Source organism: Enterococcus sp. DIV0755f (assembly GCF_051713725.1).
GTDB lineage: Bacteria > Bacillota > Bacilli > Lactobacillales > Enterococcaceae > Enterococcus_D > Enterococcus_D casseliflavus.
This window is the reverse complement of record NZ_JBIOQL010000001.1, coordinates 2,201,595-2,214,123: the sequence shown is the minus strand read 5'-3', so window position 1 is coordinate 2,214,123 and position 12,529 is coordinate 2,201,595. Positions and strand designations below refer to the sequence as shown.

At 41.8% G+C, this 12,529-nt stretch carries 13 protein-coding genes; 11 read left to right on the top strand and 2 right to left on the bottom strand.

The window, feature by feature from the left end:
- The first annotated feature begins 156 nt into the window (after window positions 1-156).
- The 4 genes from IGI73_RS10005 to IGI73_RS09990 are packed head-to-tail and all read left to right on the top strand — an operon-like array spanning window position 157 to window position 4,313.
- Entirely contained in the window at window positions 157-2,064 is a 1,908-nt protein-coding gene (locus IGI73_RS10005; protein WP_428207110.1) for an ABC-F family ATP-binding cassette domain-containing protein, read from the top strand.
- A gap of 16 nt (window positions 2,065-2,080) precedes the next feature.
- Complete coding sequence (locus IGI73_RS10000) at window positions 2,081-3,028, top strand: thymidylate synthase (protein WP_428207111.1); 948 nt, start codon at window positions 2,081-2,083, stop codon at window positions 3,026-3,028.
- A 44-nt stretch (window positions 3,029-3,072) separates the two neighbouring features.
- Window positions 3,073-3,819, top strand: coding sequence for a hypothetical protein (locus IGI73_RS09995; protein WP_428207112.1), 747 nt, complete (start codon window positions 3,073-3,075; stop codon window positions 3,817-3,819).
- Between the two features lie 5 nt (window positions 3,820-3,824).
- Window positions 3,825-4,313 (top strand): dihydrofolate reductase, encoded by a 489-nt coding sequence (locus IGI73_RS09990; protein WP_005229592.1) that lies wholly within the window; start codon window positions 3,825-3,827, stop codon window positions 4,311-4,313.
- A 63-nt stretch (window positions 4,314-4,376) separates the two neighbouring features.
- Here the strand turns inward: IGI73_RS09990 and trhA are convergent, their stop codons facing one another.
- The gene (trhA, locus tag IGI73_RS09985) at window positions 4,377-5,030 is read right to left on the bottom strand and encodes a PAQR family membrane homeostasis protein TrhA (RefSeq protein WP_005229593.1); all 654 of its coding nucleotides are present in this window, start codon (window positions 5,028-5,030) and stop codon (window positions 4,377-4,379) included.
- A gap of 126 nt (window positions 5,031-5,156) precedes the next feature.
- Here trhA and IGI73_RS09980 point away from each other — a divergent pair, with 126 nt between their 5' ends.
- The 7 genes from IGI73_RS09980 to lepB all read left to right on the top strand — a co-directional run bounded on the left by IGI73_RS09980 (window position 5,157) and on the right by lepB (window position 10,659).
- Window positions 5,157-5,999, top strand: coding sequence for a DegV family protein (locus IGI73_RS09980; RefSeq protein ID WP_026008095.1), 843 nt, complete (start codon window positions 5,157-5,159; stop codon window positions 5,997-5,999).
- A 212-nt stretch (window positions 6,000-6,211) separates the two neighbouring features.
- The gene (locus tag IGI73_RS09975) at window positions 6,212-7,198 is read left to right on the top strand and encodes an SGNH/GDSL hydrolase family protein (RefSeq protein WP_010749380.1); all 987 of its coding nucleotides are present in this window, start codon (window positions 6,212-6,214) and stop codon (window positions 7,196-7,198) included.
- Window positions 7,195-7,845, top strand: coding sequence for a YpmS family protein (locus IGI73_RS09970; protein WP_005229598.1), 651 nt, complete (start codon window positions 7,195-7,197; stop codon window positions 7,843-7,845). Before IGI73_RS09975 ends, IGI73_RS09970 begins: the two co-directional genes overlap by 4 nt.
- Window positions 7,845-8,354: a peptide-methionine (S)-S-oxide reductase MsrA gene (gene msrA, locus IGI73_RS09965; RefSeq protein ID WP_284591571.1), complete on the top strand. Its 510-nt coding sequence runs from the start codon at window positions 7,845-7,847 to the stop codon at window positions 8,352-8,354. The genes IGI73_RS09970 and msrA overlap by 1 nt, the downstream gene beginning before the upstream one ends.
- Window positions 8,355-8,358: 4 nt before the next feature.
- On the top strand, window positions 8,359-8,580 hold the full coding sequence (locus tag IGI73_RS09960; protein ID WP_005229600.1) for a YozE family protein: 222 nt from the start codon (window positions 8,359-8,361) through the stop codon (window positions 8,578-8,580).
- Window positions 8,581-8,648: 68 nt separating this feature from the next.
- Window positions 8,649-10,079 carry a S41 family peptidase gene (locus tag IGI73_RS09955; protein WP_428207114.1) on the top strand — a complete coding sequence of 477 codons (1,431 nt, stop codon included), beginning with the start codon at window positions 8,649-8,651 and terminating at the stop codon, window positions 10,077-10,079.
- A 31-nt stretch (window positions 10,080-10,110) separates the two neighbouring features.
- The gene (gene lepB / locus IGI73_RS09950) at window positions 10,111-10,659 is read left to right on the top strand and encodes a signal peptidase I (RefSeq protein ID WP_005229602.1); all 549 of its coding nucleotides are present in this window, start codon (window positions 10,111-10,113) and stop codon (window positions 10,657-10,659) included.
- 129 nt (window positions 10,660-10,788) lie between these two features.
- On the opposite strand, the gene IGI73_RS09945 is transcribed toward lepB, so the two are convergent.
- The gene (locus tag IGI73_RS09945) at window positions 10,789-12,282 is read right to left on the bottom strand and encodes a helix-turn-helix domain-containing protein (protein ID WP_428207115.1); all 1,494 of its coding nucleotides are present in this window, start codon (window positions 12,280-12,282) and stop codon (window positions 10,789-10,791) included.
- Between the last annotated feature and the right edge of the window lie 247 nt (window positions 12,283-12,529).

Here is a 12,529-nt window from a genome sequence, read left to right as displayed (position 1 = left end):
CGTCAGGTTATTCCTAAACGATGATCAACATCGATGATCAGAAGGAGTAGACTGACGAAGGCATTCTTTTTTTTGCAAAAATTGATTTTTTTCTCTCATCGTTTCCGCTGATGAAATGTGGTACAATGAGCGAAGAAAAAACTCAGGAGGGATTCTGTGAAAGAATTAAAAGTAAGTGAATTAACCAAAACATATGGTGAAAAAACACTGTTTGATCAGCTTTCTTTTCTGATACATGAAAAAGATCGAATCGGTTTGATCGGTGTCAATGGCACGGGTAAATCGAGTTTGTTACGGATCTTGGCCGGTTTGGATCGCGGTGATGGCGATCGCCAAACGGTATTTGCCGCCCAAGATTATCGCATCGGTTTCTTGACTCAAGACAATCAGTTACAAGAAGAATTATCTGTTGTAGATGCTGTTTTTCAAGGCACCAGTCCGCTGATTCGCGTTGTTCGTGACTATGAAAAAGCGCTGATTGCCTTAGAGAATAATGGCTTGGATCAACAAACGCAACGGAATTATCAGTTGGCAGAAGAAGCGATGAATAAAGCCGATGCTTGGAATACAGATACAACTGCCAAGATCATTTTACAAAAACTTGGGATCAATGAGTTAGAAAAAAAGATCAGTGAATTATCTGGAGGGCAAAAGAAACGAGTGGCTATGGCTCAAGTATTGATCGATGAACCAGACTTGTTGTTATTGGATGAACCGACTAACCACTTAGATTATGATGCGATCCAATGGTTGGAAGGCTATCTAAAAAATTATCGGGGTGCATTATTGATGGTGACCCACGATCGCTACTTTTTGGATCGAGTCGTTAATCGGATCTTTGAATTGTCTTTTGGCAAGCTACATGAATATCAGGGCAATTACGAGACGTATCTTCATGCTCGAGCAGAAAGAGAACGTGTGGAGGAGACGCAAGAAGACAAGCGCAAGCAGTTGTACAAACATGAGTTGGCTTGGATTCGCACTGGAGCGAAGGCCCGTACAATGAAACAACAGGCACGGATCGATCGTTTCGATGATTTAAAAGAAAACCTACATCAAGTAAAACGAAACGGCGAAGTGGCCATTGATGTTGCTACGACACGCTTAGGCAAACAAGTCTTAGAGCTAAAAGATGCAAGTTATCAGATTGAAAACAAAACGATTTTGTCTCACTTTGATTTGTTGATTCAATCAAGAGAACGCTTAGGGATCACAGGAGAAAACGGTGCGGGCAAATCGACGTTGCTCAATATTTTAGCTGGTCGCCTGCCTTTAGAAGAAGGGGAGCGTACGATGGGCGTGACTGTGAAAATGGCTTATTATACGCAAACGATTGAAGCGATGAACCCTGATCAGCGAATGATTGCTTATTTGCAAGAAGCAGCCGAGGAAGTGCAAAAAGTGGATGGCTCCCAAGTCAGTGTCGCAGAAATGCTGGAACAGTTTTTGTTTCCGCGATCCATGCATGGCACCAAGATCGGCAAGCTGTCTGGCGGGGAAAAACGACGACTATTTTTACTCAAGCTATTGATTGGACAGCCAAATGTTCTCTTGTTAGATGAACCGACTAACGATTTGGATATTGATACCTTGACGATTTTGGAAAGTTATTTGGAAACATTTCCAGGTGCAGTCATCACTGTTTCCCATGACCGCTACTTTTTAGATAAAGTTGCCCAAAAATTGCTGATCTTCGAAGGAAATGGCAGGATTACGTCCTACTTTGGTTCCATCAATGAATATCTAGCAGCCAATACCAATAAAGCTAGTTCGAGTGTATTAGAGCCAAAAGAAACAAAAACCGATTCACTTTCTGCTGAAAGTGAGGCGTCTGCTGCAGCGCCTGTCAAAAAGAAACTGAGTTATATGGAACAAAAAGAGTGGGCGACGATTGAAGATGATATCGCGGCATTAGAAGAAAAAGCAGCCGCTTTGACCGAAGAAATGAATCATCAAGGCGCGGACTTTACTAAGCTGCAAAAATTACAGCAAGAAATCAGCGAGGTTGAAACGCAACTGGCAGAAAAAATGGATCGTTGGGAATATTTGAGCGAATTTGTGTAGAGTAAAGGAGAGAACGATGGAACAAGCATATTTAGATCTAGGAAGAAAAATATTAGCAGAAGGCAATGATAAAAGTGATCGTACAGGAACGGGAACACGCAGTGTCTTTGGTCATCAAATGCGTTTTGATCTGTCCCAAGGCTTTCCTTTGCTGACAACAAAAAGAGTTCCTTTTGGCTTGATCAAGAGCGAATTATTGTGGTTTCTAAAGGGAGATACCAATATCCGCTACCTGCTGGAACATAATAACCACATTTGGGTTGAATGGGCGTTTGAACGCTATATTAAAAGTGAGGCTTATACAGGTCCTGATATGACAGACTTTGGTCGCCGTTCATTAGTGGATGAAGCTTTCAATGAACAGTATCAACATGAGTTGAAACTATTTTGTGAAAAAATCTTAGCCGATGATGCTTTCGCTGAAACTTTCGGCGATTTGGGCCATGTATATGGGTATCAATGGCGCCATTGGGAAAAAAGTACCGGCGGGTTTATCGATCAAATCAAAGAAGTGATCGACATGATCAAAACGACGCCGGATTCTCGCCGTCTGATCGTCTCCGCATGGAATCCTGAAGATGTACCGACGATGGCGTTACCACCTTGTCACACAATGTTTCAATTTTATGTTCATGAGGGTCGCTTAAGCTGTCAGCTGTATCAACGCAGTGGCGATGTCTTTTTAGGCGTTCCCTTCAATATTGCTAGTTATGCGCTATTAACGCACCTGATTGCTCATGAAACTGGACTAGAAGTCGGGGATTTTGTCCATACATTAGGCGATGCTCATCTGTACAGCAATCATATGGAACAAATGAAGGAACAGTTGACTCGTTCGGTACGTCCTGCGCCAACCTTACAGTTAAATCCTGAAAAACAGTCGATTTTTGATTTTGAAATGGAAGATATTACCTTGGCAGGGTATGATCCGCATCCAACGATCAAAGCACCGATCGCAGTTTAAGTGGTTGTTTGGGTTTCATTTCATAAAGAAAGGAATGAGGCGTAATGGTAAATACCCACAAGCGAGGCTTTGCGGCGACCTTTCATCAGAGACATGCTGGATCGATTACTGTAGCGCTCATTGAGCAAGTCATCGAGTTCTTGCATCAGCACTATGATGCAGTTTGGCTATCCGTATCCGAAGAAACAGTGCCAGAGCTAAAGGAAGCCATTCGATCAAATCAGCAGTGTACTGCCATTTTTATACCAGCAAAAGGAGCAGCGGATGCCCGCAGAAGGCTTGTTTTTGCTGCCCAGCACCACCTGCCAGCTTTGGATTCGCTGCATATTTGTGATTTTGATCGCGTGGTCACGTGGATTCAGACCTATCCAGAAGAACTAGTGGCAATAAGCAAAAAGCCTTTACCTGCGAATACGTATTGTATCCTAGGACGAACTGCAAGGGCGTTTGCGAGTCATCCGCAAACGTGGCAAAGAACGGAGCGCTTGATCAACGAGATCGCTGCTGACTTCTTTCAAATAGAAGAAGTTGATGTCGCAGCTGGCAGTGCTCTCTTTCCAATCTCCCTGATACCGACCTTGCTGAAAAACAACAACGCGCATTTAAACGATGGGGAATGGCCGCGAAATGTCCAAAGAAGCGGCGGCACAATTGTTTACCAAGCCTGTGATGGCTTGCGCTTTGAGGAGCGCAACAAAGATCCATTTGAGCATGAATCAGCTTTTCAGCTGATGCAGCGTCTGCAGGTTGCTGCTATTATTTCGGAATCATTTTATACAGAAGGGATGTAATTTTTATGTTGATCGCACTTTGGGCACAAGATCAAAAGGGGTTGATCGGAGCGGATGGTACACTGCCGTGGCATTTGCCGAATGATTTGAAATTTTTTAAAGAGCAAACCATCAATAATACGATTATAATGGGGCGCAAAACCTTTGAAGGCATGGGAAAAAGATTACTGCCACAGCGTACGACGATCGTTTTGACGAGTGATCGGGATTATCAAGCCAACGGCGCCTTAGTGATGCATGACCGTGAGGAAATTTTGGCGTATGTGAAGCAGCAAGAGCATCCCGTTTTTTTAACTGGTGGAGCAGGTGTTTTTGAAGCGATGATTGACGATTGCGATCAATTGTACCGTACAGTGATCGCTGCGGAATTTAACGGAGATGTGTATTTCCCAGAGATTGATTGGACGCAATGGAAACTTGATCATGTGATTGATGGGATCGTCGATGAAAAGAACCATTATCCCCATCAATTTGAATTTTATCGTAGAAAATAAAAGAACAGGAAGCTTTCTGCAGCGAAAGTTTCCTGTTCTTTTTTTGTAAGTAGTGCTTCATTTTTAGGTATACAACAAGACGGAAAAGTACATCAGTCCAGCACCTAACATAACGAATAAGTGCCAAACCACATGCATGAACCGAACGGATTTTAAACTATAGAATAGCGCACCTACAGTATAAGAAACACCACCGCTTGCTAGTAAAAATGTTCCCCAGTAGCCTAAATGTTCGATCAGAGGTTTAAAGGCAATAACACATAGCCAGCCCATGATGATGTAGATCAGGGTGGAGATTTTTGAGACGGTCTCTTTTTTATGAAGAGTCAGTGACTTATAAACGATGCCGCTAATTGCTAGTAGCCAAATCAAGACAAAGAGTGACCAGCCAAGCCAGCCTTGGATACTAAGCAAGCAAAAAGGTGTATAACTTCCAGCGATCAGCAAGAAAATGGAGGCATGATCAAAGACTTGGAAGACCTTTTTTGCTTTGGTAAAAATCAAACTGTGAAATAAGGTAGAAAAGAGGAAGAGCAAAATCATCATCGACCCATAAATGGCATAGGAAACGATGTGGATAGGTGACCCTAGATTTGCCCCCTTGATTAAGAGGATGACCAATCCTGCGATACTCAGTCCTAATCCGATCCCGTGGGTTACTGCATTTAATACTTCATTGACGATCAAATATCTGCGACTAAACTTCATGTGCTGCATTCGGCACCGTCCTTTCGAATCGAAATTAGATGAAAAAAAATTTTCTCTCTGTTATACTTAGTATAAATGGTCTGTGGTTATTTTACCACGAAAAAAGACTTGATTTAAAGAGAGAGTGAATATATGATGGCAAATCTTAAAATTGTGACAGATTCTTCCAGTACGATGGAACCAAGTGTCCGTGATGCTTTGGCTATCCATGTCGTGCCTTTATCTGTAATGATCGATGGTGTCGTTTATCCAGATGATGAAACGCTGCCGGGAGAAAAATTTATGCAAATGATGGCGCAAGCCAAAGAGTTACCTAAAACTAGTCAGCCGCCGATTGGTCATTTTGTAGAACTGTATGACGAATTAGGCAAAGATGGCAGTGAAATACTATCGATCCATATGACCAAAGGTCTTAGTGGCACTGTGGAAGCGGCTCGTCAAGCCAGTCATTTATCAAAAGCGAAAGTCACCGTGATCGATAGCGACACGACAGACCAAGCGTTGGCTTTTCAAGTGATTCGGGCAGCAGAATTGGCTAAAGCCGGTAAGACATTAGAAGAAGTTTTACCAGAAGTGGATCTGGTGCGTGAGCATACGAAATTATTTATCGGCGTTTCAACGTTAGAAAACTTAGTAAAAGGTGGGCGCATCAGTCGTGCCAAAGGTCTTTTATCGAGCTTACTGAACATGAAAGTGATCATGGATTTTGATCATTCAGAACTGATTCCAGTCGTCAAGGGACGCGGCGTCAAGACGTTCAATAAATGGTTTGAGGAATTAAAAGCAGAATTGAAGAATATGCCAAAAGTGACGAAAATTGGTATTTCTCATGCAGAAGGGTTAGAAATCACGGAACGTTTCCAAAAAGAACTAGCAGAATTGTTTCCTGACTTGGAGATCCCATTGCTTCACACAACACCGATCATCGCCACTCATACAGGTAGAGGTGCGTTTGCGATCACTTACAGTACGGAATAAAAAAGGTGCTTCCTTTCAGCGATTCGTTTGACGACGAATCGCTTTTTGGTGTATGAAAAGCTGAAAGGAAGAAAAAGCAGAATGAAGCTGCGATTCTTTGTCTATTCAGAGAGTAGGGAGCTGTTTTCTTTCTTAAGTTTGAAGGATTGCGACTAGGAATTTTATGAGAATTTTGTTAAAATAGCAAAGATTACAAAGGAGTTTGAATACCTGTGAAATGGAAGAAATTAGTAACTTATTTGATCGTTGTGGGACTGATAGCCGTTGGAACGGGTGTACTGTTTCATTTAGCTGTTCCCAAAGCGCAACCACTGCTGACCCCTGTGGATAAGCTAGCAGCCAATGATTCGAAAAAATCCGCCATTGAATACCTCGCACTTGGGGATTCATTGACAGAGGGTGTTGGGGATGAAACAGCTCGGGGCGGCTTTGTGCCTATTTTGGCAGGAGATCTAGAGGACCGCTATGATCTGAGCAATTTAGTAACCAAAAATTATGGGGTCGCTGGTGAACGAAGCGACCAGATTTTAAAACGAGTCAAAAATGATGAAGACTTGCGCCAAGACCTTAGTCAAGCGGACCTGATTACTTTGACCGTCGGCGGAAATGACGTCTTAAAAGTGATCCAAAGCAATTTCTTCGGTCTGAGTATCGAGACGTTTACGGAACCGATGGCAGAATATAATGAACGCTTAAAAGATTTATTCGCTCAAATCCGTGAACTAAATAGCGATGCCCCAATCTATGTTTTGGGTATTTACAATCCATTTTATCTGAACTTTCCAGAAATCACCGACATGCAGACGATCATTGATAACTGGAATAAACAGACGGAAACGTTCGTCAATCAGCAAGAAAATGCCTTTTTTATTCCTATCAACGATTTGCTCTATAAAGGGTTAAGTGATGAGGTCGGTATTGCGGATACAGAAGAAGACGCAACTGAGGAAACAACACAAACAACCGACACTGGAAGTTTACCTGAGTCATCGGCGCCAAATGCTGATGAGACACAAAGCAGCACGTCGGCGACTACCGACTCATCGCAAGCTGTCGGGAATAATATCACCAACAATGTTTTGTATGAAGGCGACCGCTTCCATCCCAATAATCTTGGGTATCAACTGATGGCGAATGCCGTTCGCGATGAAGTGATCAAAACACAAAACTATTGGTTGCTAGAGGAGGAAGCAAAATGAAACCAAGCGAATCAAAGAAGCAGCTGGAAAAAACAGCTGCAAGCACTAAAAAATCGATCAACTACTGGAAAATTGCTTTTCTAGTTCTGGTCGGCATCCTTTTGGGGACAACGGTTTTCTTTGCTTCAAGAATTTTTCAGCAGCGAGAAACTGGCTTAAATGAAAGTGCTGAACTTGTTCAACGGGAGGGCAGTCCTGTTCTGACCGTTAACAGCAACAAAAGCCAAGTCAATCAATTGATTGATTTTTATCTATCTGATTTTCAAAAGGATCAAGAGGTAAAATATAATTTTGAGCTGAGAAACGAAGCACTCTTAACAGGCGAGTTTCAAGTATTAGGGTTTCCTATCACGTTTTATCTCTATTTTGATCCTTATGTGACAGAAGAAGGCAATGTCCAATTAAAAGCCAAAAGTTTATCGATTGGCACCTTGGATTTGCCCACCAGTGAAGTAATGAAAATGATCAAACGTAGTTTTAAATTTCCCGAATGGATCGATGTCAATGCCGATGAACAAATTATACTGATACGATTGGATCAATTCCGCATGCAAAACGGATTGTTCATCAAGGCAAACAAAATCAATCTTGTAGATGATGAAATTCAAATGAGCTTATATTTACCAGCTGAAACGGAGGATGAATAATGGAACGAGCAATTTTTGCAGGTGGGTGTTTCTGGTGTATGATCCAGCCCTTTGATGAACTCGAAGGGGTGCATTCGATTTTTTCTGGCTATACCGCAGGACATACCGAAAATCCAACCTATGAAGAAGTCAAAAGCCATCAAACAGGGCATACCGAAGCAGTAGAAATCATTTTCGACCCAGAAAAAATCAGTTTTGAGGAGCTCTTGACGATTTATTGGCAGCAAACAGATCCAACCGATGCTTTTGGCCAATTTGAAGATCGCGGCGACAATTATCGTCCGGTTATCTTCTATTTTAACGAAGAGCAGCGAAAAAAAGCCGAAGCCAGCAAAGCAGCACTTCAGGCTTCCGGTCGCTTTACCGATCCGATCGTGACTACGATCGAACCAGCGCAACCCTTTTATTTAGCGGAAGAAGAACATCAAGAGTACTACAAAAAGAATCCTGAAAATTTTGCTCGCAATCATGCTCGTCGAGCAGCCTTTTTAGAAGATCATTGGGAGTAAGAACATGCGTAAAAGTTTTTATAGCTATTTAATGGCAGTCAAAGGTCCGAGTCATACTGATGAGGCTCAGATCTTTGCCACTCATGCGAGTCATGATATTCAGTTTCCAAAGCACAGTGATGATTATGATGAAGTCTCTTCTTATCTGGAACTAAACGTTGATTATTTGCCATCCATGGATATTTTTGATCGTATCTGGGCAGAGTATCTCGAAAATAACAAATAAAAACGTCCTTCGTTTTGCCTGCATAAATGCTCAGAACGAAGTTGTTTTTTCTCAGAGAGGTGTTGTGAATGAAAAATGTAACGACAAGCCGATATATCGTTTCTCTTGTCTGTGTCGCGATTTTGTCGGGAGGCGGTGTCTACTTATGGCAAACAGCCCAGCAAAATCAGCAGACGACACAGCCGGCGACAGAAACGACGACAGAAGCCAGCGGGATGGAGAAAATCCAGTCGTTGTATGACCAGATCCTTGCGAATTATTACCAAGAAGTCGATGAGGATGCATTGATTGAGGGTGCTCTTCAAGGGATGACCGATGCGCTTGACGATCCTTACACGACGTATCTAAACCAATCAGATGCGGATAACTTGGATCAGTCCCTCTCAGGAAGTTTTGAAGGGATCGGTGCTACTTTGTCGATCGTGGAAGACTATCCCGAGGTCGCACAAGCGCCAATCAAAAACACCCCTGCAGAAAAAAGTGGTCTGCGCATGAATGATCGAATCGTCAAAGTTGATGGGGAAGATACGCAAGGACAGGAATTGTCTGAAGTCGTGAGTAAGATTCGAGGGGAAAAAGGCACGCAGGTGACCTTAACGATTCAGCGTGGAGCAGATACCTTTGATGTGGAAATCACTCGGGACGTGATCCCAATCGAAACGGTCCATGGTGAACTGGTTGAAAATGATGATACGATTGGTCGAATTGATATTACCTCCTTTGCCGAAAACACAGCAGCTGAGTTGAAAGAAACGATCACCGAGTTGCGGGAAGAGGGTGCGAAGTCGTTTGTTCTTGATCTAAGACAAAATCCTGGTGGATTGCTGGATCAAGTCCAGATCATGGCAAGTATGTTTTTAGAAAACGGCCAAACGATCGTGAAGTTTGCCAACAATCAAGGGGTTGTCAGTGAGACCAAAGCGAGCGAAGCATTGGATGAAGGATTCAAAGTCACAGAGCCAGTCGTTGTTTTAGTCGACGGCGGCAGTGCCTCCGCAGCTGAGATTTTTGCCGCAGCCTTGCAAGAATCAGCGGATATCCCGGTCGTTGGTACGGAAACCTTTGGTAAGGGGACCGTTCAAAATGTGAAGGATCTGGGGGATAATAGTGAATTAAAAATGACGGTCATGAAATGGCTGACACCGAATGAAAATTGGGTCAACGATCAAGGTGTGATGCCGGACTATGAAGAGGATTATCCAGAATATGCGTATTTCCCGCCATTACCGCGTGATAATGCCTTAAAAGCTGGACAATCGTCAACGGCTGTCAACAATCTGAATCAATTTCTTAAAGCGTTAGGGTATGCCACGAGTGGCGATACCTTCAATGACGAGACGACTGCAGCTGTGAAAGCCTTCCAAGAAGCTCATGACCTAAAGGCAACTGGTGAAGTCGATGCCGACACTGCCCAAGCAATTGAAAAAGAAGTAGCAGAAAAACTCAAAGCAGAGGACCCAGCGTACTTAAAAGCACTGTCCTTGCTTTCAGAAAAATAAGTAAGGAATAAATCGGAGAGGAGGTAGATTTGTGAATGCCAAGAAACAGTGGATCGATCGTTTTTGGCTAGTTGTGAAATATGCCTTGATCGCCTTTGCAACAGCCTTCTTGATTCGGGCATTTTTACTGATTCCGGTTCCTGTTGAAGGGAACTCCATGGAAGGAACGTTGCAACAAGGAGATATGGTAGTCATCGAAAAGATTTCACCGATCCAGCGTTTTGATGTCGTTGTTTTCCAGCTGCCAGATGGTTCGACCTATATCAAGCGGGTGATTGGCTTGCCGGGTGAGTCGGTGAAATATGTCAATGATCAGCTTTACATTGATGATGAACCGGTAGATGAAGATTTTCTAGTGAAAAACCGCAGCAACGATCATGAGTCTGCCTCTTATACCAATGATTTTGATTTGGAATCTTTATTGGGCGTGGAGAAATTAGGCAAAGACAGTTATTTTGTCATTGGTGATAATCGACGTGCCTCTAAAGATAGCCGCTCCTTTGGTCCTATATCAGGCGATGCGATTTTAGGCAATGCCCGCTTTGTTTATTATCCATTGACTCATATTCGGCTGATTTAGACTGAGAAAAATAGAATGTTCCTAACTAAACATCCCCCCTTGGAATCATCTGTTGATTCCAAGGGGGGATGTTGTATAGCAATGATCCTTTTTCAAAAGGATGTGGTTTGTATCGAGAAAAGGGTGGACTTAGGCGCTATTGGCAGTTATTCTTTTTATTTTTTCATTAAAAGCAGCCAAAAGTTTCTGACACAAATTCGTTTCAAAATCACGGTAACGGCAAAAATCAATGATCGCCGTGTTTTCCTCAGTTGTAAAAGGAGGTAAAAGCTGTGGGGAACTCAGAATATAAAAGTCAAAAGGTTCCTCTGTTGGCAGCGTGATCCGTTCAATTTCAACATAGGGCAATCGTTCACATATATTAAACACTTCCATTGAGACCAAGTAATTGGATACATAGACAAAAGCAACTTTAAGCTTATATTTCTGTTCCTTTTCGATGTAAATGGGGTAAAGCAAACACGCTTGATAAAAAGCAAGATCCGTATAACAGGCTTTTAACCACTCGTAGCCTTTGCGGTTTGCTATTTTACGCCAAAAGCTCTGAATCGTATTTGTCAAAATCGTATGTAATGGGTACTTATCTTTGATTATAGTAGCTTCAAAAAAATTTAAAAGAGGAACTTTTTGCTTGAATATGCAGAACTTCAGCAATGTAAGATATGTATTCATATAAAGAAACGATTGATGGTCGAAATCAAAATCACAGAGAAATTTTTGGCAGTGTGCTTCAAATTCAGCCATCAGTTCCTTTAACTCCGATTTTTCATGCTTGTAACAGTCTTGAATGATCGGAAGGCGCACGTCTGCTGCTGAAGTTAGCATCGGCCAGTAATAAAAAAGGAAAAACAAAGCATTGATCTCAAGAATATCTATCGCTGAATCAATGATTTCAAAAAAAGCTGAAAAGAAATCAAGATTTTCACCACTGGGAATAAAGGACTGGTTCGTTAACTGATAAAGATTTGTCGCGTGGCCATTCTTGATACGAAATAGACAGATTTTGCAATGAAGCAAGGCTTCTTTTTTGCCAATCTCATACTTGCTTTTGTACTTCGTTCCTTCGTAAGTCACAAAAAGCTCTTCGATCTCTTGATCAAATGCCCTCGCCAAACTATCTCCTAAAGAAATGTGCCAGATAAAATTAAACAATAAGATGCGAATTACCATCTCCGAACCTGTAAGTGCCATAGCGGACTGATTTAACGTCACGTTGAATTCTTTCAAATGGTCTTGCAGCTTCTTTGTTTGCCGAAAGCAAGTCGAACGACTGATATAGTTTCTTTGGCAAAATGCCAGTAAATTTTCATCTTGATTGGTCAAGATGCTTAACAATAATTTGTAAGAAATGCTTTCTTGCGCTAAAAATTGCTGATATTGGTTGTATTCAATCAAATTTTTAGGAAGATTCAGGGTGTTTTTATGTAATGAAAGATTTACTGGGGAGAGGTTTTGCAAGTCGAGTTGGATCGAGGAAAGTAAACTTTTCAATCGTGTTGTACTTAAGTGGGTCAGATTTTTCACGAACTCTAGGTTGTATTCACCCGGAGCAATTGATAATAGTTTTCCGTAGAGTCCGATTTTGTCTAACGCTCGGGTATCTAAGAGTATTTTTTCAATCAAATGATCACCTTCTTGTTTTATTAATAACGTATTTATATAACGGTGTAAAGACACGTCTCAAAACTTTTGCTTTTTTTTAGAAAAATTGAGACAAATTTTTCATAGAACTGTCTCATAAAGAACAAAAATAGAAATCGCAGGTGAAAAACGATAGTTTTTTTACATTATTAAATAACATTTCGATAATGAATTAACTTTAAAATAACCAACTTTTTTTCATTATGAATAACTACAGGTGTGCCAATTA

Excerpts from the sequence above, each read along its gene's own strand:
- trhA (WP_005229593.1), bottom strand. The coding sequence starts at position 5,030 with ATGCAGCACATGAAGTTTAGTCGCAGATATTTGATCGTCAATGAAGTA.
- IGI73_RS09955 (WP_428207114.1), top strand. The coding sequence starts at position 8,649 with ATGAAAAATGTAACGACAAGCCGATATATCGTTTCTCTTGTCTGTGTC.
- IGI73_RS09960 (WP_005229600.1), top strand. The coding sequence starts at position 8,359 with ATGCGTAAAAGTTTTTATAGCTATTTAATGGCAGTCAAAGGTCCGAGT.
- IGI73_RS09980 (WP_026008095.1), top strand. The coding sequence starts at position 5,157 with ATGGCAAATCTTAAAATTGTGACAGATTCTTCCAGTACGATGGAACCA.
- IGI73_RS09990 (WP_005229592.1), top strand. The coding sequence starts at position 3,825 with ATGTTGATCGCACTTTGGGCACAAGATCAAAAGGGGTTGATCGGAGCG.
- IGI73_RS09995 (WP_428207112.1), top strand. The coding sequence starts at position 3,073 with ATGGTAAATACCCACAAGCGAGGCTTTGCGGCGACCTTTCATCAGAGA.
- IGI73_RS09970 (WP_005229598.1), top strand. The coding sequence starts at position 7,195 with ATGAAACCAAGCGAATCAAAGAAGCAGCTGGAAAAAACAGCTGCAAGC.
- IGI73_RS10000 (WP_428207111.1), top strand. The coding sequence starts at position 2,081 with ATGGAACAAGCATATTTAGATCTAGGAAGAAAAATATTAGCAGAAGGC.
- msrA (WP_284591571.1), top strand. The coding sequence starts at position 7,845 with ATGGAACGAGCAATTTTTGCAGGTGGGTGTTTCTGGTGTATGATCCAG.